Annotated in this window: 23 protein-coding genes; 4 read left to right on the top strand and 19 right to left on the bottom strand. The window is 36.2% G+C overall.

What is annotated here, in order from left to right:
• Positions 1–2: 2 nt before the first annotated feature.
• From QM481_RS04880 to QM481_RS04925, 10 genes are all read right to left on the bottom strand, one after another.
• Positions 3–416 carry a lipocalin family protein gene (locus QM481_RS04880; RefSeq protein ID WP_283380857.1) on the bottom strand — a complete coding sequence of 138 codons (414 nt, stop codon included), beginning with the start codon at positions 414–416 and terminating at the stop codon, positions 3–5.
• A gap of 186 nt (positions 417–602) precedes the next feature.
• Positions 603–1,793, bottom strand: a complete 1,191-nt coding sequence (locus QM481_RS04885) for a S41 family peptidase (RefSeq protein WP_283380858.1) — start codon at positions 1,791–1,793, stop codon at positions 603–605.
• A 141-nt stretch (positions 1,794–1,934) separates the two neighbouring features.
• The gene (locus QM481_RS04890) at positions 1,935–2,480 is read right to left on the bottom strand and encodes a hypothetical protein (protein ID WP_283380859.1); all 546 of its coding nucleotides are present in this window, start codon (positions 2,478–2,480) and stop codon (positions 1,935–1,937) included.
• Positions 2,481–2,545: 65 nt separating this feature from the next.
• Entirely contained in the window at positions 2,546–3,265 is a 720-nt protein-coding gene (locus QM481_RS04895; protein WP_283380860.1) for a GNAT family N-acetyltransferase, read from the bottom strand.
• A 107-nt stretch (positions 3,266–3,372) separates the two neighbouring features.
• Complete coding sequence (locus QM481_RS04900; RefSeq protein ID WP_283380861.1) at positions 3,373–4,149, bottom strand: aminoglycoside 6-adenylyltransferase; 777 nt, start codon at positions 4,147–4,149, stop codon at positions 3,373–3,375.
• A gap of 102 nt (positions 4,150–4,251) precedes the next feature.
• Complete coding sequence (locus tag QM481_RS04905) at positions 4,252–4,794, bottom strand: YcxB family protein (protein ID WP_166552234.1); 543 nt, start codon at positions 4,792–4,794, stop codon at positions 4,252–4,254.
• Between the two features lie 281 nt (positions 4,795–5,075).
• Positions 5,076–5,825: a hypothetical protein gene (locus QM481_RS04910; RefSeq protein WP_283380862.1), complete on the bottom strand. Its 750-nt coding sequence runs from the start codon at positions 5,823–5,825 to the stop codon at positions 5,076–5,078.
• A 270-nt stretch (positions 5,826–6,095) separates the two neighbouring features.
• Positions 6,096–6,860 (bottom strand): type I methionyl aminopeptidase, encoded by a 765-nt coding sequence (gene map, locus QM481_RS04915; protein ID WP_283380863.1) that lies wholly within the window; start codon positions 6,858–6,860, stop codon positions 6,096–6,098.
• Positions 6,861–6,942: 82 nt separating this feature from the next.
• Entirely contained in the window at positions 6,943–8,658 is a 1,716-nt protein-coding gene (locus QM481_RS04920; RefSeq protein WP_283380864.1) for a CocE/NonD family hydrolase, read from the bottom strand.
• Between the two features lie 133 nt (positions 8,659–8,791).
• A complete protein-coding gene (locus QM481_RS04925; protein WP_283380865.1) occupies positions 8,792–9,250 on the bottom strand; it encodes a DUF1569 domain-containing protein in 459 nt (152 codons plus the stop codon).
• Positions 9,251–9,520: 270 nt separating this feature from the next.
• On the opposite strand from QM481_RS04925, the gene QM481_RS04930 reads away from it, so the two are divergent.
• Both QM481_RS04930 and QM481_RS04935 read left to right on the top strand, forming a co-directional pair.
• Positions 9,521–10,213, top strand: coding sequence for a hypothetical protein (locus tag QM481_RS04930; protein WP_283380866.1), 693 nt, complete (start codon positions 9,521–9,523; stop codon positions 10,211–10,213).
• Positions 10,214–10,499: 286 nt separating this feature from the next.
• The gene (locus QM481_RS04935) at positions 10,500–11,249 is read left to right on the top strand and encodes an SDR family NAD(P)-dependent oxidoreductase (RefSeq protein WP_166552240.1); all 750 of its coding nucleotides are present in this window, start codon (positions 10,500–10,502) and stop codon (positions 11,247–11,249) included.
• A 111-nt stretch (positions 11,250–11,360) separates the two neighbouring features.
• Here the strand turns inward: QM481_RS04935 and QM481_RS04940 are convergent, their stop codons facing one another.
• The 9 genes from QM481_RS04940 to QM481_RS04980 form a co-directional block, all read right to left on the bottom strand.
• Positions 11,361–12,506: an acyltransferase family protein gene (locus tag QM481_RS04940; RefSeq protein WP_283380867.1), complete on the bottom strand. Its 1,146-nt coding sequence runs from the start codon at positions 12,504–12,506 to the stop codon at positions 11,361–11,363.
• Between the two features lie 114 nt (positions 12,507–12,620).
• Positions 12,621–14,834 carry an alpha-N-acetylglucosaminidase gene (locus tag QM481_RS04945; RefSeq protein ID WP_283380868.1) on the bottom strand — a complete coding sequence of 738 codons (2,214 nt, stop codon included), beginning with the start codon at positions 14,832–14,834 and terminating at the stop codon, positions 12,621–12,623.
• A 268-nt stretch (positions 14,835–15,102) separates the two neighbouring features.
• A complete protein-coding gene (locus tag QM481_RS04950; protein WP_283380869.1) occupies positions 15,103–16,719 on the bottom strand; it encodes a RagB/SusD family nutrient uptake outer membrane protein in 1,617 nt (538 codons plus the stop codon).
• A gap of 19 nt (positions 16,720–16,738) precedes the next feature.
• Complete coding sequence (locus QM481_RS04955) at positions 16,739–20,002, bottom strand: TonB-dependent receptor (RefSeq protein WP_166552244.1); 3,264 nt, start codon at positions 20,000–20,002, stop codon at positions 16,739–16,741.
• A 644-nt stretch (positions 20,003–20,646) separates the two neighbouring features.
• Positions 20,647–21,846 carry a FecR family protein gene (locus tag QM481_RS04960; RefSeq protein WP_283380870.1) on the bottom strand — a complete coding sequence of 400 codons (1,200 nt, stop codon included), beginning with the start codon at positions 21,844–21,846 and terminating at the stop codon, positions 20,647–20,649.
• Positions 21,847–21,999: 153 nt separating this feature from the next.
• Positions 22,000–22,596: an RNA polymerase sigma factor gene (locus tag QM481_RS04965; RefSeq protein WP_283327187.1), complete on the bottom strand. Its 597-nt coding sequence runs from the start codon at positions 22,594–22,596 to the stop codon at positions 22,000–22,002.
• Positions 22,597–22,915: 319 nt separating this feature from the next.
• On the bottom strand, positions 22,916–23,308 hold the full coding sequence (locus QM481_RS04970; RefSeq protein WP_283380871.1) for a hypothetical protein: 393 nt from the start codon (positions 23,306–23,308) through the stop codon (positions 22,916–22,918).
• Between the two features lie 227 nt (positions 23,309–23,535).
• Positions 23,536–23,871, bottom strand: a complete 336-nt coding sequence (locus tag QM481_RS04975; RefSeq protein WP_283380872.1) for a HepT-like ribonuclease domain-containing protein — start codon at positions 23,869–23,871, stop codon at positions 23,536–23,538.
• The gene (locus QM481_RS04980) at positions 23,840–24,148 is read right to left on the bottom strand and encodes a nucleotidyltransferase family protein (protein ID WP_283380873.1); all 309 of its coding nucleotides are present in this window, start codon (positions 24,146–24,148) and stop codon (positions 23,840–23,842) included. The genes QM481_RS04975 and QM481_RS04980 overlap by 32 nt, the downstream gene beginning before the upstream one ends.
• 482 nt (positions 24,149–24,630) lie before the next feature.
• Between QM481_RS04980 and QM481_RS04985 the strand changes: the two genes are divergently transcribed.
• Positions 24,631–25,389, top strand: coding sequence for a hypothetical protein (locus tag QM481_RS04985; protein ID WP_283380874.1), 759 nt, complete (start codon positions 24,631–24,633; stop codon positions 25,387–25,389).
• 129 nt (positions 25,390–25,518) lie between these two features.
• Complete coding sequence (locus tag QM481_RS04990) at positions 25,519–26,004, top strand: immunity 26/phosphotriesterase HocA family protein (protein ID WP_283380875.1); 486 nt, start codon at positions 25,519–25,521, stop codon at positions 26,002–26,004.
• The last annotated feature ends 164 nt before the right edge of the window (positions 26,005–26,168 follow it).

Consider the following 26,168-nt stretch of genomic DNA (forward strand, 5'->3'; position numbering starts at 1 on the left):
ACTTATTTCTTGCCAGTTACCCAAGTTTCAGAGGTTGTTCCCCCAGCAGATTCTTTAGAATAAATAAGTAAATCCGTTGATGTCAACGTTTGTAATTCTCCTTCTGTCACCTCAGTCTTGTCTTCAGAAGTAATTGTAATTTTTGTACCGCTTACTTTGTAAGTAAACTTTTCGGTTGTTAGAGGTTGTCCATCCATTGCCGATGATGAAATCCCTGTACCATCTGCATTGAATTGCATATAACTACTTGCACTTAAAGCAACAGTAATATCCATATTCATCGCTCCTGTTACTTTGCTACGAAGTTTGGTGAGTGACCATTTGCCAACAACAGTTGCAGGAGTAGCATCATCGTTTTTCTTACAAGATGTAACGAACAAAAGAAAAAGAACTGGTAAAATTAATTTGATTTTCATAAAAATTTATTTATTGAACATTAGATAGAAATTACAAGTGTAAAATATATTTTCTCAATTAATCCTTCAAAAAGCGCTTTTATATAAGCAGATTTGTCAAGGATTTTTTTAGAGACGTCAAAATTAATATAAATTATGACACGAAAACATTAAACTTATTAAACGGACTTTTTATCGTATAATTTGCTATTTTACTTTAAATACAAACTCCCAAGTCCTCTCTGAGTTTGATGTGAGCACCTTTGGAACATAGTTCTCACGAGGCTTTCCGTTGACATGGTAAAGTCTTTCTGTAGGAATTTGAAAATTGATATTTGTCTCTTTTACGTTAAAGCCTTCAATGGCGCCTAGCAACCCTGCCATTTTCGTTCCTACAACTACAGGCTTTTTGAAAGAATCAAAACCAATCGCCATCCCTTCGCCCATGCTTCCTGTCCAATGACCTACCATAACAACTAGTTTTCCTTTAAAAATTTTCTTACGTGGATACACATACTCTATCCAATGGCGTTTGGTGTCGAAGTCTTTTTCATCATATTCATGCTGTTGATATGGCATAGGATGGTCAATAAATCTTCCCATGATAGCTCGTGCAACCGTGGAGTTGCCTCCGCTGGGCGTGTCTGTCAAGTCGAGTATTAAAATAGGAAAATGGATTAAAGAATCAAGTGCTTGGTCAAATGTGTTGATTAGGTCATTGTTCCATAAACAGTTATTGATTTTCAGATATGCTTTATTTTTGGATAATAATTTTACTTCCAACAAGGGTTTGTTATGTTCAGCAAAAGATTTTTTGTCCAATTCAATCACTTGGGGATGTCCTTCAATAATAGTTTCTATCACTCTTGGTTTGTCATGCGTACCTGCGAACAACATATCCAAGGCAAACTGCTTCATGGCATTAGTGTAATGTTGAGTGAATTTTGGAAGAAACACCGCCAATTGTTTCCGTACCGAATCACCATTGAATTTGATAATTTCAGCACCTATTTTCAGCCCTGCTTTTTCAGCATTACTTCCTGTTTTTATATCCGAAACCAAAAATTTACCCAATTTTTCTTCTACATAAATATCTTGTCCAGAAGGCACAATTCGATTGGAAGACTTCAGGTTGACATTCAAAGACGAATGCCCATTATGAAGTTCAATCAGCATATTTTCTAACAGTCTAATGAAGTCTTGGTTATTATTAATGGTTCCGACTTGGGGTTTATACAGCTCTTTTACCTTATTCCAATCAATTTGTTGACGGGACAAATAAGCATAATGTTGGTCGATGGTATCCCAGAAAGTATCAAAATCTTTTTGGTATTTACTTTGAGCTTTTGTATTAAAACAAGAAAGGATGAAGAGTATAAGACAGTAAAAAGGTTTCATATATGATTTTTTTTAGGCTAAAATAGTCCTTGCTTCTCTTTTGTCATTCGAACATTTTACCAAAGGTAGAATTTCATGGAAAAGCGGTTGAGAATTTATAGCAAAAAAAAGTGTCAGATTTCTCTGACACGATCTATTTAATTATTGGTTAAAAAGCTCTTTTATGAGAAGTCCGAAACCACTCCACTGACAACTCCCATCTAATTTTTGAAGATTATATGCTCGAGATTTCAGATAATATGTTTCGGTGGTCGAGCATCCTACATCTTTAGCTCTTGAAAGGCTTAATAAGAAATTCTTGAAAAAATCAATATTAGCCTCATTCATTATATGCGTAGATATCAGCTCACCATTATTGATCGTAGATGGAGCTCTCGCCATAAATGGCTGTGGACTCATCGATGGATTCATATAATATCTGGATACTAAAGTTCCATTTTCCTTAGTAATCAAAACAAGACGATTGAAATTAGTAAAGCAATTGCTTGTGTTGACCAGCACCGAAAACGATTCTCCCTCCGCTAAGTCTAATAAAGGATTGGTTGATGAGGTGGCAACTGTATCAGTAGAAAAACTAGTTTGACAGGCTTGCCTCGAACGAAAATTTGATGCGATTGTGTCTTGAAGGTTTAAAACCCAAATACAAATAATAGCTAACGAGTAGCGAATAAGTGGAGTCTTTATCATATTGAACTATTTTTTTTGACAAAGACTCCGTAATTTTTCAAATGTTGCAAGCAAGGCAAATTTTTTTATTCTTTTACTGAAAAAGTTTGTAATTCTCCATAGGTTTGAAAACCTAATTTTGCATAAATCGGCTCACCCATAACTGAGGCATTTAAAACAGCGATAGAACATCCTTCATTTTGGGCTTGGGTCAACAAACGCTCAGTAATTTTACGTCCTATTCCTTTGTTCCTACCAGCGGGAAGTGTGCCAATCGTATGTAAACCTGCCACCTTGTTGGAGTCAACAAAAAGAGTTCCACAACCCAAAATCTCCCCTTCTTCAGCATACACAAACGCTTTTACTTGATCCGACTGGTGCAATGCATTCGCAAATACGTCGGCGTTGAAATGGTATTTAAAAGCTACAGTAGCAATATGAGCATACGCCAAAATCTCCTCTGTGTCTACAACTTGATGAATTTCAGGTGTTTCTTCAAAAGGAAACTGAGCATCTTCTAAAGACATTGCCATATTCTGTAGACCAAAATTAAATAAGAATCGCTCGTCATGCTGAATGGCGTGGGAACCCGAAGTGGCTATTCTTGCGGGAAAATTATCGGTTGGTGACAACTCCAAAATGGCATTCAAGGCTTCGGCAGAGTTTTCGAGTTCGAAAACTCGTTTGGGCCAATCAGAGTTTTGAATAGGGTTGTATTTGAAATAGGGCGTTTGTCTGAGCGACTGATTCAAACTACCTACCAAAGTCCAATATTCGAATAGATTTTTAACAATAATATCGTTCATAAAAGCTAAAGAGGATGTTTAATATTTGGGAACAATCTTTTCCTAAATCTAGGAATAATGATAACTTTATTTTCAAAAGAAAGATTCCCTTTTGCTTTTATTCAGCTTTAAACTTCGAATGAATCAAAGTATGTTAATACTGCCATTTCTACTTTAGGATTGAGTTGAATAGTTTGATCAAATAGTTCTCTTCTTAGTTTTTGGTACAAAACGACGGCATTTCTCAAACTTTTTAGTAGGTCTGCTTTTTGATAAGTTGGAACGGTATTAATCAAAGCTTGGTAATCAAGCGCCTCTAGTTCCATTTCAACTTTTCGAACGCCTCTTGGCAAATTACCATTTTTGATATGCAATAATGGTCCTAAAACTACCATTCGCAAAAAGCCTAAAAAATCTAAAGCTTCAAGGTACTCTCCACGCCCAATTTTGAGCAAAGCATAATGTACCCAAGTCCAAAAACGGTCCTCAATCCACTGGTAGTCAGGATAAGGGAATTGAGCTTCTGAGTACTGAATAGCTTGTTGGAGTACGTTATTTTTATCGAGTAAAATAAATGGCGTTTCTACCCGTACTTTAAACTCGTCGAGGGTAACAAATTTTAAATCCACATGCAACAAAGGATTGTCATAGAGACAAATAAGCAACCGAGGTTCGCCAACATGTTCTCCTGTAAAACCAGATAAAAAATCTCCCAGTGATTCTGCAATAGCTAGCATATTGGGCTTATGGGGTGCTATTTTTTCTTTGGTAACAATCACCAAATCAAGATCTGAAAATTCATCTATTTGTTCAGTTATCCACGAACCTCCTACTGCGACACCAAGAATGCGGTCATCTTTTTCGAGAATACTTTTAACACGGTAAGCAAAATCAGTTTGTATCATGGTTTTGTTTGTAGTTTAGGGATATAAAGCAAAAATCCCAACCACGGAGCTACAGGAGCGTTGGTGATTGGGATTTTGGAGAATTTATTGGTTTTATAATTTTTACCAAGTCCAATCTAATTGTTCGTAATATGGAATTTTCGACTCTTCACAAATATTCAAAAGTCGTTGCTTTACAGGACGTGCATTGCCAATTCCAACCTTAGGAATGATGATGTGCGAGCTTGACTGGATTTTGGCATAAAAATAATCACTCGTTTCAGTCACGTTTTCAATTTGATTATACGCAATAGTGGCGGCACGTTCGCCATCACCCATAAGCATATTATCCATAAAGAACTCACATTCTATTTCTTTTCCAGAGCTATTGCCAAATGTATTTTGAACATATTTGGTTATCTCATTTTTATAATACCCACGAACCAATCGTGGTAATGCCATAATTACAACGCCACCCACCACAATAGAAATTAAGGCAACAGTCAAGTGATTTTGAGTGTACAAATAATACCCAGAAATCGCTGAAACTGCCAAATAAACACCTAAGATTTTAGAGGGTGAAAACTTAAATAATTTGTTTTCGGAAGCTACAAAAAGCTCATGCTGAAGATAATCTTCTTCTTGAAGTATAAAACGTATATTCATGGTAAATTATATTTTATTGTGTATTGATTACTTGGTATTAGTGCAAAATTAACTTTATCAATTATACGACATTGATAAGCCTGTCTATTAGGATTTTTTTACAGAACCCAATCTTTTCATCAGCTCCTTAGGAACGACAGGGTTCCAGATTTTAGCTTTCTGTCGCTCCTACGGAGCTTTTACAAAGGGAAACAAGATAATTCTCTTTATTCAAGCTTATTTTGCTCGCTAACTAAATAATTAAAAAATTACATTCACAATTCATAACTCAGCACTCATAATTAATTGATAAGGCATCCATCTCCAAAAACTTCCCCTCGAAAGCGGATTGGGGTGACGTCGATGCCGTCTTTAATCACCACCACTTGATCCCAATTTCCTTTGGTGTACATATCAGTACTGAAATGGATGGTATCAAAAGGAAGTTTATCACCCAAAATATATTTCCTCACAAGCATCTCAGTTTTGTCAGACGAAGAGGATTTATAAAACTTTCCTCGCAAAATATATGTATTACGATCTACGGTAAAAGGTTTAGCATTTTTTACAATCTGCCCCGTATTAGTGTTAAAATCTATCTCGTTGAATTCAAAGGTTGCTAAAGAAAAAGTAGAATCATTTTTCGCCAAATCAAAATCTTCAAGTGTCCATTTAACATACTGTCCTGTGCGAATAATATTACAAGAATCTTTAACCAAATCAGTAAGACTGTAGCTCATGACTTGTTTGCCTTCATGGAAAAAACGTAATGCTGTTTTTTTAGTTATTTTTCCTCCCGAAATTAAATCATCCATAACAACCACATTTTTGCCATCATTGGTGATAAATACTGACATGGCTGCAAAGCCTTTTTCTGGAATTGAATACAACAGATTCCCTTTTGAATCAGTCATATTCCAATTATTCTTCTTTAATTTAAAGGTGAACAGTTCGTTCCTTGACCGTACAACCGTTTGATTTCTAGGCTCATCAGCCCAGGCATTTCCAATAGTAATACCGATATAAAAGAGCGTAAAAATGATATTTTTCATGCTTAATTTTGGATAATAATTGCTGTATTTTCTAAACGAATATACAAATTTGTTTGAATTTTGCTCTTTTATCAATCAAACCAACCTCAAAAAATGTTCATTTTAACATCAGTTTTATCTGATTTCAAAACTAAGACATTTTAATTAATTTGTACCCCTATTAGTGAAACTATTTTTTTAGTTACATTTTTAAGTATTTAGTTTGAACAAAAAAAATCCTCTCAAATTGTGAGAGGATTCGTAAACATAATTTCAGTTTTTCTAGGGAAATCAGTCCCAAACACCATTCCCAGTGGTAAGGATAAGCGGAGCGCCGTCGGTTACAACAATTGTATGTTCGTGTTGAGTCATATAGCCACCTTTATTTCCTACCATCGTCCAACCGTCTGAAAGCGTTTCGGCAATAGTAGAGTGCGTAGAAATAAAAGTCTCAATCGCCACGACTGAATTTTTCTTAAATTTGTCAAAATTAAGTCGGTTTTTATAATTCAAAATCTCGTGAGGAGGCTCATGTAATCTTCTTCCAACGCCATGACCTGCCAAATTTTTGATTACTTTATAACCTCTTTTCTTCGACTCTTTTTCAATCATTTCGCCAATATCTGCAATTCTTACCCCTTCTTTGATATGCTCAATAGCTATTTTCAGAATTTCTTTGGACGCATTCACAAGTGGCTGATGATTATGGATATCCTCCCCTACTACAAATGAACAACCGTTATCAGAGTAATATCCGCCAAGTTCGGCCGATACATCTATATTAATGAGTTCGCCTTCTCGCAAAATCCTTTTATCAGAAGGAATTCCGTGACAAAACTCTTTATCAATACTAATACAAGCCCAGCCAGGAAATTTGTACGTTGCATAAGGTGCCGATTTTGCACCATACGATTTTAGAATCTCTGCCCCAAAATCATCTAATTCTTTGGTTGACATACCAACTTTGGCATATTCACACATTTTTTTGAGTGTTATGGCAACCACTTCACTAATTTTCTTAATACCAACTAATTCTGATTCATTTTTGATGAGCATGTTAATTGCTTGTTGTTTTGATTTGGTAAAACTCGTCAGATAACCCAGCTTCCAAAGGAATACTTGTTATTCAAATACAAAACTACTTTAAAAATCTGAAAGTTATGGTACTATCGTGATACCAACGAATCAGAAGTGGATTTTTTGCATCAGATATGTCTTCAAAACTTACATCTTTTCCTGTACCATAGTTTACCTGCCAGTGTGGATTTTTATTGACACCTATCATCATAACCAACTTACTTCCTTTGGCTAACTGCTTACAGGTCATATAATTGTGACGAATACGGAAAGATTCGATGGTATTTGGTTTAAGTAAATTTCGTTTTGATAAATCTTTGGACATACTTGCTCGTTGTACTACTTCGCTGAGTGCCAAATATTTACCATTGGGAAGTTTTTCATATAAGGTAAAAACAAGATCAACGTCTTTTTTAGAAATACTTCTATTGAGATTCACATCGTAATAGCCACTCAAGACAATCGGTTCTTCGAACTCTTCTGTCTCATAAATAATTTGTTCAGATAAAGGGCTTAGTGAATCCGTCAACAATTTCGGAAACGCGCCAATTTCTTCTCCTGCTGGTCGGTAAATACTTCGATCTTTGAAATCAACCTTTTGTTGATGAAAACCAGTCTTTTCGGGTTTTGCTTTTGAAAGCTTATTTGGTAAAAGATAATAACGCTGTTCGGTATTGAACATTTGGTTCAAACTTCCCACATGTCTCCATTCATTTTTACCTATCACTTCAAAATTTACCTTATCACTCAAAAGTTCAGGAGGGGTTTTACCCTTAAAAATCGAATCAAACCATTTAAAAATTATACCATTAATTTTAATTTTTGCCACACTATCAATTGGCCATCCACCTAGACTGTCTCTTTTTGTTCCTTGAGCAGAGGCATGATCGTAAGGACCAATTAACAATTGATGTTGTGCGCGGGGGTTATGTTTGAGATGTTCATTATAATAATACATGGCTCCTGTTTGATCATCATCCCAATACCCTGTAATAGTCAATACTGGAATATTAATTTTGGCAAATTCAGCGACTTGGGGAGTCATACTTTTCCAGTAATTATCATAAGTAGGGTGTTGTAACCAGCGTTGAAAGTTGGCATTAGGTTTTCCATAAAGAGAGTCTATGGAGGCAAACTTTAGCCCTTTTTTGTAGTAATCAAAAAATACAGAATCCCATTTTGAGGAATTCAGAAACTCTTCAAAATTAGTGAGCTTATGAACATCTACAAATCTAAGCCAGCGGTAGGCATAACTCATAAAGACTCCGTTATGCATAGGAAAATCAATTCCTGCACCTACAGATACCTGTGGCACAATGGCTTTTAATGCTGGATGTATTTTTTTGGTACTTGCCCACTGACTAAAACCTAAGTAACTTCCACCTGTCATTCCTACTCGACCATCGCACCAAGGTTGTTTACTTAACCAATCAATGACCTCATAGGCATCTTCGGCATCATTTTCAAAGGGTTTTAATTCACTGGAACTGCATTTCTTTCCACGAGTATTGATAATCGCCAAATTATATTGATACCTTTTGGCGGCGTTAGTAATATCCAGAAGTAAATTTTTACTACTGTCGGCATAAATGTCATACCAAATAATACAGGGTTGAGGCTTAATTTTGGCATATACAAACATCGCACAAACCGTATTTCCATTTTTTAGTGGAATTTGTACATTGTCTTCTTGGACAAATAATGAATCTTCAGTTCTTTGTGCATTCAGTTGGAAATATGATAAAATTCCAAACAAAAAAATTAGAAGTGTTCTCATCGTTATTGATTTAGGCTAATGGAATATTATCCTAAAATACTAAAAATCAAAAACATATAATCACCACACACTCATTGAAGTGTCCTTAAGACTTTTGTAAAACCAAGATATTCCTTTTACTTTTTCAGAAAAACTAAACGCCAAACTGTTTTAAATGATGGTCAAGATGCTTGTAAAACATATTATTCCATTCTGTCTTATTTAATTTCCCAAATGAGTGAGACTCCTTCTGATCAAAATAGCCCTCCCCTAATTGTTGTGTTTGAGAAATATAATTAATCAGTCGATTTTTTTCAGTCTCAAAATCCTTTTGGTCGGTGATGATGAAAGCAGGAGCCGTTTTTAAACTCTGTTTATATGGTACTTCATTTACGACAAAATTCTTCACAAAAGACTTCAGAAAGAATTTAAGCAAGAAATTGGGCTTAGGATGCTTGTCTTCATAAACCAATTCATAGGTCACCGAGCAATGCGCCAGCATTTGGGCAACACTCATTTTGCCCCATAGTGGTTGTGAATCCTTGTGAAGGGTATTAATTCTTTGCGTAATTTCTTGAGAAACTTCCGAGGTAAAAATATTTGGTAAAGCCATGACGAGATTAGAGTAAGTTAAATGAGGATTTTTTGATAAAAATAGGAAATAGTTTACATAGTATAAAGAAAACCAAATACTTATGCAATGGGTAAGTTTCTTAGCTTAACTCGTGGGAAAAAACTCCAACGAGGGCGAATTTGCAATACTAATCCTTCATACAAGTGACGTTATAACCGCTTAACCTTATTATATCTCGACCAACTATGATTTTCACTTTCATTTATCCGATTTATCTATCTTTAAAATAAAAACCAAAACACCTCTTGTATGAACTGTCCAAATTGTTACACGCCTGTTTCAATCCACAACATCAACATTCAAACCGATATGGGTAAATGTGATGCCTGCCAGCAAGTATTTAAGCTATCCGAATCATTTCATCGTCCACCTTCACAAACAACTTATTCTTATGAAATAGATTTGACCCAAGTTCCCGAAGATATGTATTTAACCAAAGAGGTTGATGGGATTACTTTGCGGATAAAAAACTCTTTGGGTTATGGCTTAATTGCAAGCGTGCTACCCATTTCAGTATTTTTATTCTTTTATTTTTTTGCCAAACAAGTAATCAATTTAGAATCCATAGATTCGACGGTTCTATATATCATTTGGGGATTTGCGGCAATTTTTGGGGGCTTTATGATTTGGTTATTCCTACAATCAATTTTTGGTGAACTCATTATCAATCTCACCAATAAAGGAGGAAATATTGAAAAAGGAATAAAAATATTTGGTTGGCACTCCAGCTATTTATTTGACTGGAAAGGAGTTTCTGGCATTGAAGAAGAAGTTGCCTATTACCAAAATAAAGACCAAGTTCAGCCTTTTCACAAAATAGTCATTTATGCCAATCAAAGAATCGAAATTGGTGAATCGCTAACGGAAGAAAAACGCTATTTCGTCCTTAAATTTTTGCAATATTATTTAGGGAAAGTTAAAACTACGGGTAAGTTGCAGTAGCCGTTAAACGTTGGTGTTGTTTTCAACAAACTTTGCGTCAGCAACAAACCATCGAAATTTTGCTCACAGTACTTAGCTAGTTGCTTACACTCGACTCGTTGGAGAAATCTCCAACGAGGGCGAAATTCATTCTTTTTTCTAATCAAATTCTAAGCCCAATCTCTCTTTTTCCTTTAAACTCTCCTATCAAAATTACATCATACCTATATAAATTATCAATTTGATACAATAATCATTTCACCTATCGAATTGAATTCATTCATTTCAAAAACAAATTGTAGACAGTATGAAAACGCTAGAAAATAAAGTAGCCATAGTAACTGGTGGAGCATCAGGAATAGGTTTAGCAGTAGCAATAGCTTATGCGAAAGAAGGAGCAAAAGTTGTCATTTCGGACATTAACGATGAACATGGTGCTAGCGCAGTGAAGCAGATTGAAGAGCTTGGTGGCGTAGCAACTTACATTAAAGCCGATACGTCAAAAGCTGAAGAGGTAGAGGCCTTAGTCAATGGAACTGTAAGTACTTTTGGAGGTCTGGATATTATTTGTAATAATGCCGGTATTGGCGGTCAACTAGCCAACACTGGCGATTATAGCTTGGATAGTTGGAGAAAAGTATTGACTGTTAACCTTGATGGCGTGTTTTACGGCTGTAAATATGCGCTTCAATACATGGAGAAAAACGGTGGCGGTGTGATTGTCAATATGGCGTCTATCCATGGTTGGGTAGCAGCTCCAATGTCATCTGCTTACACGACTTCGAAACATGCAGTGATTGGTTTGACCAAGAATATTGGTGCTGAATACGCTCAGAAAAACATCCGTTGTAATGCGGTTTGTCCTGGGTATATCCAAACACCCTTGTTAGACCAAGCATCTGGCGACATCAAAGAGGCTCTGGCAGCGAAACATCCTATTGGAAGATTAGGTCGCCCTGAAGAAGTAGCAGAGTTAGTACTTTTCTTAAGTACTGATAAAGCTTCATTCATTACTGGAGCAGCCTATTTGGTCGATGGTGGATATACTGCTATCTAATAATACCAAAAATAAGAGAAACCCAATGCCTTTATCGGCATTGGGTTTACTGTAATACTCCCAATTTCTAATAATGTCACTGTGACATTATTAACCAGTTCATTCCATTTTCTATACTTTCAAAAAAACTTTATTCTTGTATAGTATTTTTAGTAAAATCACCTGAGTAAGCGTTATTGAGCAGGCTGTCAATACATTATGCCAATGCTCTGGACTGTGTAGAATGAGTCCTCCAAAAAAGAAATTGGCGGTATGTCCAAAATTCACAATTCCTTCAGATGCCATGTAAATCAAGATGGAGTTTGAGCCAATCCAAATAAAGGGTGCTGCCCATTTTTGAAAACCCCAAACGTCTATGATCAGATAGAATACCACAAAAAACCAAATAGAAAACCCTCCCACTACACACACAAAGGAGCTTGACCATAATCTTTTATTGATGGGAAATGATATATCCCAAACTAAACCGATTAACACCAAAACAAGTCCAGCAAATGCCAATACAGCTATCTTTCCAGTTGAAGAGGTAAAGTATTTACTTCTTAAAAATGTAGTTGTAAAAACACCTAATAGCGCTGTTCCTATGGCAGGAATGGTTGACAAAATTCCTTCGGGGTCAAACACTTTGCTATGTAATCTTCCTGGCAACAACAATCTATCGATATACGATTCCAAGGAACCTTCTTTTGTAAGTACTCCAGCTCCAAAACCTGGTACTGGCACCAGTTTCATTAGCGCCCAATAAAGCACCAAAATAAACACAAACCAATACACCTGTTTTCTAGTATCTGCATTAAGGTAAATAAGTCCAGCAAAAAACCACGCCAAGCCAATTCTTCCCAATACACTTGCCATACGAGTCTGTTCGTATCCATTCCATTTAAATAAACCATTGACAACCATTCCTAGAAAAATGAGGGTAATGGTACGCTTCAACATACTCCAATATAAAGGCTTTTTAATGTTAAAGGGTAATTGATAAGCCTCTGCGACAGATGCCTCCTGAACTTTTTTTTGCATAGAAAAAGGCATAGAAGCCCCTGCAATAAACAAGAACAGCGGAAATATCATATCATAAAAAGTAATCCCGTCCCATGCGGTATGATGTAGTTGCTCTGACATCCACTCAAATGCTGGGATATGCGTAGTTTCTGCCAAAGCATGAATGATATGTTCACCACTCATAATCCAAAACATGTCGAACCCACGAAGCGCATCCAGCGAAATGAGTCTTAGATTTTTTGACTGATTGCTCATATATTAGTTTGTCGAAAAACGTTTTCTATTTTCTTTTGTAAAAACTCCATCGGAGCGCCAGCTCGACTGCATTAACTCTTTGTTAGAGTTATTGCCAGCAAAACTTGTTTGGCATTATTTATACGCCTCTAACAAAGCTTTTTGATACTTCTGATGAAGCTTTTGAGCCAACAAAATACTATTACCTTGCGTAGTGGTAGGAAATGATTTTTGGGTAGTGACCCATTTCCATTCCCAAGCACGAATTTGCTCGTCGAAAGCCTTCAAATCAGGCTCTTTGTTTTCCGACATAGCTTTTGATAATTCTTGAAAGAACTGCGTCCAACGAGGTTTATAGAAATCATTCAACAAACCACTCCACTGGCGATTAGAATATTCGTGCAATGGACTGTTAGCATCGCCCCAAAGCGTTACCAAGTCTCTAGCATTCTGTTCGTACAATGCTTTTTCTTGTGGTGTATTTCCCCAAGATCTGGCCGAACTAATCCAAGGACCAAGCATAAAATCTTTGCGTGTTGCCAATAGGTCATCCATATCAGCAATCAAGGTTAAAAATGCCTCTGAGTCTTTTTTGAACTGAACAGCGTTTTTATCCTTGTAAGAAATTTTCCATTTTTTCTGTAAAATCAAGGCATAATTAGCCAAAACCTGACGAGTAATATCTACCAAATCATATTGAAAACCGTCTGCATTTACTCCTTTTTTAGATGCTTCCACAAACAAATCCCAAGCTGGTAATAAATCTTGTGGAGCGTAATTCAAGCGAGTACGAGTCCAAATTGTAGTTGAATCAAAAGTAGGACGACCTGTAACAATTGACTCAGCACCATCACGAATGTCTTTGCCATTATAAACCGTTTTTCTTAAAATTTGCCATGCATCTACTAAACTCTTGTCCTCTGTTTTGTAACGGTTTTTGGCATATTTCACCAACCACTCGTTCAAATCCACAGGAGTTGTTTGCCAAGTATGTTGCATCATCAACTCATAAATCACAGGATTTTGCTCAATTGCCTCCATGGTTAGACCTATTCCCTGCAAATTCTTTGAATTTGGGTCGTTGAGTGCCAATGCTGGTCCTGATGCAACTCCTTCCATTCGTCCAAATAGGTTGACATTTCCTCCAAAATTATTCAACATATTCCAAATCCACGGTTTCCCGTAAAAGGCTTCAGTTCTTTTCCAAACAGGTTCAATTTCAGTGGCTAAATCCAAAAGCAACATTTTGTCATTAGGCACAGCATTTAACAATGCCTCGATTTGAGGCGCTTTCCAGAATTTTCTATCACTATAAAACAACCAACCTTGCATTACCCAAATACCTTTCGGGTCTGCCTGACGAATACCTTCATAAATCCTTGCACTCAATTTTGACAAATAGGCTGGCTCGTCTGTTGGAGGTTCATTTTCGTTGAAAGTATCAGCAGAATACAAGTGATTTGTACCAAAAAGTTTAGTCTGTTTATCAATAAACTTTTTCCCTAATTCTGCAAAAAGTGGGTCTTCTGAATCAAGGATATAAGTATCGCCAAAGCCATTAGTCCAGTTTGTGGCCTTGAGCTTAGCATTAGGATATTTCTTTTTAAATGCCGCTGGTACGTGTCCCGTAAAAGCTGGCAATACAGGCGTCATGCCTAAAGCTCGCTCTCTTTGAAGGATTTTGACCTGCAAATCTTTGTGTGATTTCATCCAGCTCACGGGTAAAGGACCACCCCAACCGTCTAAGTTTCCCATCCAAAACCATGAGAAATAGGCGGGTCCACTGAAAAAGTCTTTTAGGTCATTGTCCGAAAAGCCCATTTCATTGTACACCTCTCTCCATGTGAACTCTTCGCCTGTAATGGCCAATGGCATATTGATGCCATGCATCGCCATCCAGTCAATTTCTTTTTGCCATCTTTCCCAATTCCACCATGACATACTGTAGTTGAAGGTACAATAGTTGAGATAATAACGGTATTGGTATGGCGTAGTTTTGGTGATTTTTGCTGTAAGCTGTGGTAATTTAGAAGGCAAATCAAGGTTTTCACCATTCCATGTAATTTGACAATGACAGTACTCAGTAAGGTAGTAATACAAAGCTGAGGCAACGGATACACCATTATTTCCTCGCAATATAATTTTATTGTTTTTACTTTCTATTTCGAAAAGATCTTTCGGTGCAGAAGCGGAAAGGGACTCAACCACAAATGATTGTGCTCTTTGCGGAATCACACGTCCGATGAGTGCCTGCGATTCTTTTAAATTTAACTGTGCCATTGCGTCTGCGCCTACAAATAGACCCAGCAATATGCCACATATTTTGAGAGTTTGGTAAAATGTTTTCATTGAGGTATTATAATTAAGTTGATAAAACAAAGCACAAGCATTCATTTGAGCCTTATTAGGTAGGATAGATAGTAAGATTTTGATTACCTCTGACAAGAAAATGACGCTTGTCAGAGGTAAATAAAACACTAACGTATTTTGTTATACGCTATATCAAAATTTATGAGAGTGATTTCTAATTCAATAAATTTTATATGATTTGATAAAAGTTATGAGTGTGAATTTGAGGTTATTTTTTCAAAACTCCACACTCACAACGCATCACTTATTAATAGCCTGGATTTTGCTTCAAGTTTGGATTCAACTGCAAGGCATTACGTGGAATTGGGAAAATTCTACGGTAAGTGTCAGTGTTGGTTTTGAAACCCCATTTGTTTTCAAATTTCCCAAAACGAATCATATCATTACGGTGCCAAGCTTCAAAGGCAAATTCTCTTACACGTTCAGCATAAAGACCTTCTAGATCAATCGTTGAAAGCGCAGGTGAAGTTGTACGTTGAGAACGTACTTGATTAACCAATGACACTGCCGTAGCACCAGACGTAGGCGCACCTCCACGCAAAATAGCCTCCGCTTTCATCATCAAAACATCTGCATAACGGAATACAGGAATATCGTTATTTTGATCACGGTTCAATGAAGTAGCATCAGGATAGAATTTGATATTGCGATACCCCATATTCCAAGCAATTTCGTCATTTCCTGCATCAAATGAAGCTACACTCTGACGCAATACGATATCTGGTGTTAGGTTTACTTGGAAAGTTTTCGATTCTGTAGGGTTGCTACCTTTGTAAAATTGATCATATCCCAAATTGTTGGTTGTTACTGTAATTGGAGTAACACCATCAGCCATAAACTGTAAACCTGTCAACCATTGTCCATTACGAATATCGTTAGCATCGTTGAAATAAGCATAATATTCTGGTAAAGTACTTGCAGAGCCTGCTGGAGTATATGGCATACTAAAGCGTTTTGCCATACTTCTTGGTACTTGATAACGAGCATGAATATTTACCGAACGGAATGGGAAGCTGTTTGTCATCGTTGGATTGTACGGGATCGCAAAGATAAACTCTTTCATTTGTGGACCATTGCTTGGGTAGAACATCTGTAAATACGACGCTCTTGGCTCAATTGAATACTTTCCAGTTGCAATCACTTTATCACAAGCCGCAATACAATCATCATAACGTTTAGTACCTGTGTACACTTCAGCATTCAAATACAGTTTTGCCAAAAGCGCATAGGCAGTCCATTTATTAGGACGTCCATACTGAGATACATCGTTGGCTTCACTTAAAAATGGAATACTTGATTGGATTTCTTTCTCGATAAAATCAAAAACTTGGGCACGAGGCGTGTTAGTTTTTGGTGTAAAATCTCCATAAAGCGTATCCAAAGGCACATTCCCGTAGTTATCCATCATCATGTAATAAGCAAACGCTCTTACCATTTTGATTTCTGCGATACCTGTATTTTTAGCTGTACCAGATGGCATTGTTGTTCTCAAAATATTGATCGTTTGGTTCGAAACTCCAATAATTGTCGACATCCAATACCAGTTACCATTCAGATAACCGTTGTCTTGCGTCCATGTGTGATAGTGCATGGTTTGGTTCTGACCCCCATCAAACCAGTTACCACCGCGAGCAGGCATGATGCTTTCGTCGGTACTAAAAGATTGTTGCTGGAAATATTCCACACCATAATTTCCTCTCAAGGCTACATACGCAGGACCTGAAGCAGAAATATATTGAGCTGTATTTGAAGGAAATACATCGGGCGTAAGTTCTGTCGTAACAGGAACATACAAATCGTGGCAGGAGAATAATGCTCCCGACATCAAAATGATTGCGAATATATGTAAAAATGTCTTTTTCATGATTTCAACTAAAAGAGGATTAGAATGATACATTAACACCTAACAAGAATGTACGAGTTTTTGGATAGAAGTTGTTATAATCTACCCCTGGCGCAATTCCACCTTGGTTTACCTCTGGATCAATACCTTTGTAACCTGTTATCACAAACAAATTATTCACAGAAGTGTACACTCTTAGGTTTTTAACAACTCCTGTTTTCTTGAAATTATAACCTAATGTTGCATTATCAAATCTGATAAAACTTCCATCCTCAATAAAGCGTGACGAATAGAAATAAGCATTGTAGTCTGAAGCAGATTCGTTACCTGCATCCACCAAGATATTTGAATATTGAGCAGTATTTGGTCTGAATAAATCAGCACGAGTTGCGTTGAAAATTTTGTTTCCAAATACACCACGAATAAATACATTCAAATCAAAATTGCCATATTTGAAGGTGTTGTTCCAGCCCAACATCAATTTTGGCTGAGCACTTCCCAAATATTTGTAATCCTTGCCATCTACAGGTGTAGTTGTCAATTTACCGTCAGCTCCTACAAACTGAGAAACACCATCTGCATTTTTACCTGCATATTCCAACGCAAAGAATTGACCCAATGGACGTCCTGCTTTCAAAATTTGTAACGAACGACCTGACTGACCTCCACCTTCTGGACGAGATAGCAATACTGAGTCACCACCTGCAAATAATGGATTAGTTAAGCTTGTAATTACGTTGCTGTTATGAGCCAAGTTCAATGAACTATTCCAAGAAAATGCACCTTGTTGGATTAATCTTGCATTCAATGATAATTCTATCCCTTTGTTGTTGATACTACCACCGTTGGCAACAATACTACCAGTTGGCACTTTGATAGGGTCAACACTGTATGAGTAAATCATACCAGTTGTATTTTTGTTATAGAATTCAATCGAACCTGTAAGTTTACTTTTTGCTAAAGTAAAGTCAATACCAATGTTAGTTGTAGCAGTCTTTTCCCACTGTAAATCTGGGTTTGCAGCCTTAGTTGGACCAAAAGCACCTGTTACAGCTCCGTTATAATAGTATGTCCCTAAACTTCCTGAGATAAATTGTGAAGTATAAGCATTAAAGCCAGAAGCATTACCTGTTACTCCATAACTTGCTCTTAGTTTCAAGTCATCAAAAATGTTTTGTCCTTGCAAAAAGTCCTCTTGACTTAATCTCCAAGCTACACCAACTGATGGGAATATCCCCCATTGATTATTTGCTCCAAATACAGAGCTACCATCTCTACGTACAGAGGCTTGTAACAAGTACTTGCTTTTGTAGTTATAATTCAAACGTGCAAAATCTGAAATCAAACGAGTTTCTTGATAAACACCATCAGGGCCAAAGCTAATTTGGTAACCAGAAATTCCGTAAGGATTACTCAACGCCAAGTTGTTATATCCAATATTATCTACAGGCAAATTACTCGTCGTTACCTGAAAACCTTCACCGATTTTGTTGCTTTGCCAAGAATACCCTACTACTGCATTAACCGAATGATCGCCAAATTCTCTATTCCATGTCAAATACGTTTCCAAAATTTTTGATGTATTTTGGTACGAACTACGGTTAGCTTGTCCATTTTTACCAAAAACTTGTTGGTAGTGAAATCCTAAACCTGGGTCGGGGTTATCATACATGTTGTTGTAAGTAGATGTATAATAACTATTGTAAAAACTTCCTGATAGGCTATTTGAGTTAAGATAAGAAAGGTTCAAATTATAAGTTAGTCCAAAAGGCAATTGCAATTCCGTCTTGAAACTTCCAATCAAATTACTGTATTTAGTATCCATTTGGCTATTATTAATCATTGCCACTGGGTTATAGTAATTGTTGTTTTGTAAGTTTTCGAAATAAGTTCCATCTGCTCTTCTAATCGGCGACACAGGCAAATACAAAGTTGATTGTAACAAAACTGAGTTTCTGTAAGGAATATCCTCTGCATCACTTGTAGAATTAGTTACAGAAAAACCAAACTTCAATTTGTCTTTCAAAGCATATTGTTCTACTGACAAACGACCAATTACTCTTTCCAATGAGCTATTCAAGAGAATACCATCTTTTTTAACATAGTTTACACTTACACTATAGTTGCTATGTTCGCCACCACCCGATACTGATAAGTTATGGTTTGTAGAAATCGCTGTGCTTTTTTGAATTGCTGATTGCCAATCTGTACTTGCGCCCAAATCATCTTTATCAGTTAGTCCAACACCCGTTTTCTTTAAAAAACTTCTCAACTGATCTGCATTCATCATATCTAATTTGCTAGATACTTTTTCTGCACTAATAAACGAGCTATAAGACACTTGCATTTGACCCGCCTTACCTTTTTTGGTCGTTACCATGATTACCCCATTGGCAGCACGGTTACCATAAATTGCCGTAGCAGCGGCATCTTTCAACACATCAATAGAAGCAATATCGTCAGGTGCAATTGTCGAAATATCTGCTCCTGGCACTCCATCAATCACATAAAATGGTCCTTGCGAACTGTTCAAGGTCGAAGCTCCACGCATAACAACCGCAGCAGGTTTGTTTGGGTCACCACTGGCTGTAATATTCAAGCCTGGCACTTTACCTTGTAATAACTGACCAACATCAGTCATCGCACCTTTATTAAGTTCCTCAGTTTTAACCGAACTCACAGCACTCGATAAGTTTTTACGAGACTGGCTACCATAGCCCACAACCGCAACTTCAGTTAACGAAGTAGCAGATTCTTGAAGGCTCAATGAAATAAAAGTTTGATTTCCTACCGCAATTTCTTTTCCATTAAAGCCAATATAAGAAAATACAAGGGTTTCATTTTTTGAAGCATTGAGTGAAAACTCACCATTGGCATCGGTAGTGGTACCACGTGTTGTTCCTTTTATCGCTACACTTACCCCAACCAAGGGCTTTCCGTCGGTTGAAGAAGTAACCTTCCCTTTCACAGGTGTTGCCACCACTTCCACTGGTGCAAGAACGGGTGCTGATTTAAGCGGTTTTAATACGATGGTCTTGTCTACGATAGAATATTCTATTTTTTCATTCGCAAAACAAGATTCCAGTACTTCTTCTAGCTTAGCATTTTTTACTACTACAGTTACTTTATCAGACTTTTGCAATAAGTCTGATTTATACCAAAAAGTATAACCGCTTTGACGTTCAATTTCTTTAAAAACTTGCGTAACACTAGCATTTCGAAGATTGATATTAAATCTCTGCGAAAAACTAACGGCACTTACCTGTAAACATATCGTAAGCGATAAAATAAAGGTTAGTTTCATGACCCTGTAAAGTTTTGTGGAAAAGTGCCCACGACAGGAAGCCGAAAGGCATGGCAAATCCAGCCTAATTTGGAAAATAGGATTGCGATTCATACTTTTGTTTGGGGTTTTAAAATAAGATACTTGGAAAACTGATTTTATCAAACTCCGATTTCGAGCGAAGACGTGCCAGCGTTTTCGCTTTTTCTTTGTTTAATATCTTGTTGTGAAATAAGTGTCACAGGCACTGTTCTAGTTAAAAGGATATAATTTACAAATACCATATCTGGGTCGACTCAAAATCGTATTTGTCATTTAATCATCTATTGATGTTTAGTATTTTTTCACAGTAAATAGGAAATCAATTTCCACTAACGCAATTCCACCCTATTTATACTCAGAATATGTTTAAATTTTGTGGGTCATTATCCATAAAAAAGCTTAGATTTATTTTATGAAATCCTACTGTTTGAGCCGATGGCGAGGTGGGTCGCCACTCCGATTTGGATTTCTTGACTTTCTTTTGCGGCCGTCGCTGCGGTTACTTTTCTTGTGTCAGACGGGCACGCCTAGTGAAGAAAAGTAAGCAGTGGCGAAGGGAAATTTTGTTTTTCCCATATGTGCAAAATAAAATTTCGACTAAAACACTCAGTAGTCAATTTCACTTATGGGGTAATAATAATCTTTTTACCTTCAATTTTAAATTCCACCTCACTCATCGAAAGTATTTTTAGGACATTCGAAAGATTGGTATTTCTAGGAAGTTTTCCTGTAAAATGCTCGTTGGATATTTTGCCAACATACTCAATATCGACATCGTACCAGCGCTCAATTTGTCGCATAACTTGTTCGAGGCTCGCATCGTTAAATTGGAAATAACCATTTTTCCATGCTAATTCCTCCTCTATATTTACATCATTAACCGTTCTGAAAATATTGCTATTTATACCCACCTTCGATTGCTGACCAGGTTGCAACACAGCTGTCTTTTCATTATTACTCACTTTTACAGAACCTTCCAGTAGGGTGGTTTTGATAACCTTTTCATTTTGGAAAGCCATCACATTAAAATGCGTTCCTAACACTTCTACTTCTTGTCCTTGAGTAATAACCTTGAATGGCATTTTGGGATTTTTTGCCACTTCAAAGTACACTTCTCCTGTCATTTCTACCCTTCGCTCATTGCCCGTAAAAGCCGTTGGAAATCTCAGACTTGAGGCAGCATTGAGCCATACTTTCGTACCATCTGACAAAACCACCTGATATTGCCCCCCTTTAGGCGTTGTCAATGTATTGAACATAGGCTTAGCCACAGCAACCTGTCCACCTTCATAAACGACTTTACCACTTTGGGTTTTACGAATATCTGTTTCTCCTTGCTTACCCAAACTCCCATTAGCAGAATTATCTAATACTACTTTCGAGCCATCATCAAGTGTCAAAACGGCCTTATCTCCCCCTGGGAGCACATCATGTTGTTCAAACGATTTTACTTCTACAATTCGGTTTTCAGTTCTTTTCAGATTTGCATTATACTGTAACCAACCAAAAAAGCCAAAGCTTATAATCAATGCCACCGAGGCAGCCATGCCATAAGTGGTTCGCCAAAAACTTGGTTCTCTATATTCTTCTTCTACCGGAGTCGCTTCTTCCTCATGATTGAAGATATTAGTCAGTATTCGCTCCGACATCTCTTCGGGCATTGAAGTATCCGAAGAAAAGTTTTTCCAAATACCCGCCAACTTCTGACCTAGTTCAGTTTCCGAACTTGCGTCTACCCACTCCATTAGCTCTTGTAATTCCTCTTCGGAACAGGAGCTTTGAAAATATTTATCTATCAAAAAGTCAATTCGTGTCGAAGGCATATCACTTCTATGGAGTTTACTCCCTTTGGATTATGGTTTTATTTAACATCCCAATGGTCAAAATTCGTAACCGAAGGGCTCACGGAAGAGGTTAGCTATAAAGAAGACAATTCTCGAAAAGGATAGGACTAGTCGAATTGAAAAAAAATTAAATTATTTTTTCAATTGATACCAAAAAGCCAACGCCATCATCAAAACAGCCTGATACTTGAGGCTTTTTTTGATAGTATTAAGCGCCTGAATGATATGATTTTTGACTGTTAAAGGAGAAATATTGAGCATTTCGGCTATCTCATCATGCTTGAGATACTGTTCGCGGCTCAACTGATACACTAATTTTTGTTGAGGAGGTAATGTATCCACAATTTGTTGAAGCAAATACTGCGTTTCTTCAAATTGGATTTTATGGTCAGTGCTGTAGTCTTCTTCGGTTTGCGTTTCGAGGTATTCGACATATAGCAAGGCTTGGCGAGCTCTTGATTTAAAAGAATTGATGGCATAATTTTTTGCCATTCTAAAAAGATAAGAATCAAAAGAAATGATGTTGGCTAAGTCAGATTTATCTTTCCAGAGTTTCAAAAAAATCTCCTGAACAATATCCTCTGCCACTTCGCTCGACTCTGTAATTCGGAATAAATAACCGTATAGCTTGTTTTTATAAGTATGAAAAATTAAAGAAAATGCCTCTTCACTACCATTAGAGGCATGAATTAACAGTTCTTTTTCATCATATAAAATCTTTGTAGCCATTCAATCTTTTATAATAAGGTCACTAATTTCAAATCGATTCCTTGTATAAATCTACTCAATAATTTCAAAAAAATATAAATTTTGGATAATTATTGTATCAAAATCATCTAATATAGGAAATATAAATATCAACAAACGGAAACATAGTACCGAAACGCATCAAAAAACGAATAATAAACAAAATCAATTACTTAAACAACAATAGTACTTTTCCAATATTTAATCAAAAATAAGACAGAAGTATCTGTATAACAAAAAATCCCCAGCAATGTTTTTCAAGTCATTACTGGGGATTTGTGTTACAGAAGGATTACAGTATTTATTTCTTTTTTGCCTTAGCATCCTCCAAACTAATCGCAATTCTGAAGCTCGTCTTTTTCGCAGTATTATTTTTTACTGTAAAAGTATAGTCTTTGGTCACCGAGATGGTTGCTTGATAAGGATCAGCATTAGGTTCTATAGATTCCTTGCCTAGTTCCATCATACCTTTTTTGGTATCGTCAATAAAACTCAATGTCAATACTTGTCCCTTTGTAGCTTTGAACACAAAACTTTTACTAGCGTTAGCCTCAACCTTTTGTTCCCAAACCAAAGAGTTAGAACCTTCTTTAGCAAAATCGATACGTTTGGGAGCTTGTGCTAAAGAGGCGTTTACTGCAACTACAAAAGTGAACAATACAAGAGCGGTAAGTTTGAAAATGTTGTTTTTCATGTGAGATATGTTAAAGTGTTTACAAGAAGAAAACCTCTTAGAATGTCAAATTACAAGATTTTTTAAAAGTAAACCAAAACACCACAGAAAAACAGTGATGACAATTTGATGACAAAAAACAACAGGAAAATTCGGCGTTTAATCGGCATTACTAGCGATTATATGTAGGATCAAATCCTTAGAAATCCAGTGCAGACTTGGAAGACAGCGCTAGTGGGGCAATATTTCTATTTATAGATAAGATTTTCGACTTCCTTTCTAAGAGGCTCTAAGTGTTTTTTTACTATTGCCCATACCATTGCAGAATCTACTGCATCGTAAGCATGTATTAGTCGATTTCGAAACCCTACAATTTTACGAGTGTTTTCCAAACTTAGTTCGGGGTGCAGCCCATCAAATTTATTCACGGCTTCTCCAATTATTCCTAATTGTCTTTCTACAGCGCTTTGTGTTTTATAATCTGCATCATATTCTTCAAAGGAAGATATTGTCCCCAAAAAATCATTTATTGAGTCAATCGCATACAGAATATCATACAAATATTTTAGTGCCTTCTCTGTCATAAATTAAAACTTTTGTGGCATCAATATTCCTTTTTAGATATGGGTTTCTGATAGATGATTCCGTTAATAAGTCCACTTTTTTATGAAAAAAATTCTCGAACGTATCCCAAAGCGACATCAATTTTTCCCCACGTTCAATAGGATCTTTTTCATCTATTTCTACCAGTAAATCAATATCGCTATTTTGAGCATCAAATCTATCTGTTATAGCAGAACCAAAGGCAAATAGCTTTAGCACATTGTGCTTTTGACACATTGCTTGAAATTCTGGTTTCAATATTTCTTTCTGGAACTGCATGATTCAAATATAAGATATTTCATCAAAAAAACAGTATAAAATGTTAGTAGAGGCTTGAGGGACAGCAAATTCAGCGCCGTAGGTGCGACAGTTTGGTAGCAAAGTATTAATGCGAGAGAATTAAAAAGCGCCATAGGTACGATAGAATATCGTTTGTTTTCTGTCGCACCTACGGCGCTTAAATGATTATAATTCATAACGATAATACTACCAAACTGTCGCTCTTACGGAGCTATTCCATTATTAACTTATCCTTGAAAGTATTTATAAAGGGTTTGATATTTTGAAAATAGGATAGAATCCTTAGAAAATATGAGTACTGGCTAGGAAGCCAGCACTAGCCGAACATTGACATATTTTGGTATGAAATGTTATTTTTTCCCTTTTAACTATATAAATCTTCACTTATCTTTACTTGAAATATATTCTTTTAACTACATCAAGGATAAAACTAAACTTATATGAAAATCAAAGCACTCTACCCGATCCGACTATTTTCATTAATAGTTCTAGTATTCCTAATCAATCCAAAAGCTATCTCACAAAATATCATTGAACCGAGTTGGGAAATAAGTCCAGAAATGGGAGTAATAGCTTCTTATTTCGGAAAAACTAATAGATTATTTTCGAATAAGACATTAATAAGACCAATTTTTGGGGTAGCTATTGTTAGAAATATTCATAAAAATTATAAAATTAAACTACAAACTGACTTTGTAAGGATTGGTGAAATAGATAAATACTATAACCCATTTGTGGCGGGTATACAATACCAAGATGATTTTATTCTCCCCTATATTCAGTCCGATTTATCTTTCAATTCAAAACTCAATTTAAAAAGAATAAAATTTAGCAGTCTGTCTTTCGGAGTAGGTGTATTTTTAGGCAAAATACTTACACCTTATATAACAACGAAGATTATAGGAACTGATACTTGTACATGTAACAATGGAACTATAATAAACTATAGTTCTTTTAATTGGGGAATTTTAGCGGCAGCAGATTTGAATTTACAATCCTACCTAAAATTGCCAATCTCATTGAATGTGAAATATAACTTAGGTATTTCTGATTTAAGAGATAGCAATATTTCCCCACTTACAGGTATAGCATCTCCAATAAGAGTAACAACCAATTCATTATCAATTCAATTAAACTATTGGTTTTCCCTAAATAAAAAGAAACACGGCAATAATACACTTATTCTCCCCGAAAATTAGCTTGTTTCTTTATTTAGCACTTTTCGTATTATACTATTTTTGGGAAGCTGACTCTTGAGCCATCTTTCAGGATATTACAAGCTAAGATTAAGGAATCCAATTTTTAAATTTACCTTCCGAATGAGAAAAATGAAGCAAAAAGAAATCCCTGGAGCAATAGCTAAAGTTCAAATTGATGGAGAATATCATACCTACGCCCGTGTATTAAATTCTGGTGTGGCATTTTATGATTGTAGAACGAGAATTGATATGTTGGATTTGAATGAAATTATCAGTTTACCTATATTATTTTCAGCTATGGTAAATGATAATGGGATCAAAAAAGGTAAATGGCCAATAATAGGAATAATCCCACTCGAAGAGAATCTACAAAATGATAAGTATTATGACACTGAAATCATGAGTCCAGAAATTTTTCGAATTCATGAAAATGGGTATTTTAGAGTTGCAACTAAAGATGAATGTGCTGGTTTAGATGTCGCAGGGGTTTGGGATCCAATTCATATAGAACAGAGATTACAGGACTATTATCAGGGTATAGAGAACTTATTCGTCAAAAGACTTGATGTATTAGGTAATTACAAAAAGAGAGATTTAGGTAATCATAACTCTTAGCCGATAAAGATTAATAAATTTGATTTGTTTATGGATATTATCTTGCTTTTTATCACTAAAAAATTAGTCTAGCGCTAGTTCTGGCTTTGAAGACAATACACTCGAAAATTTATCAGCACCGTAGGTGCGACAGAATATGGCTTGTTTTCTGTCGCTCCTACGGA

The sequence above is a fragment of the Flectobacillus rivi genome (assembly GCF_030056655.1).
Lineage (GTDB): Bacteria > Bacteroidota > Bacteroidia > Cytophagales > Spirosomataceae > Flectobacillus > Flectobacillus rivi.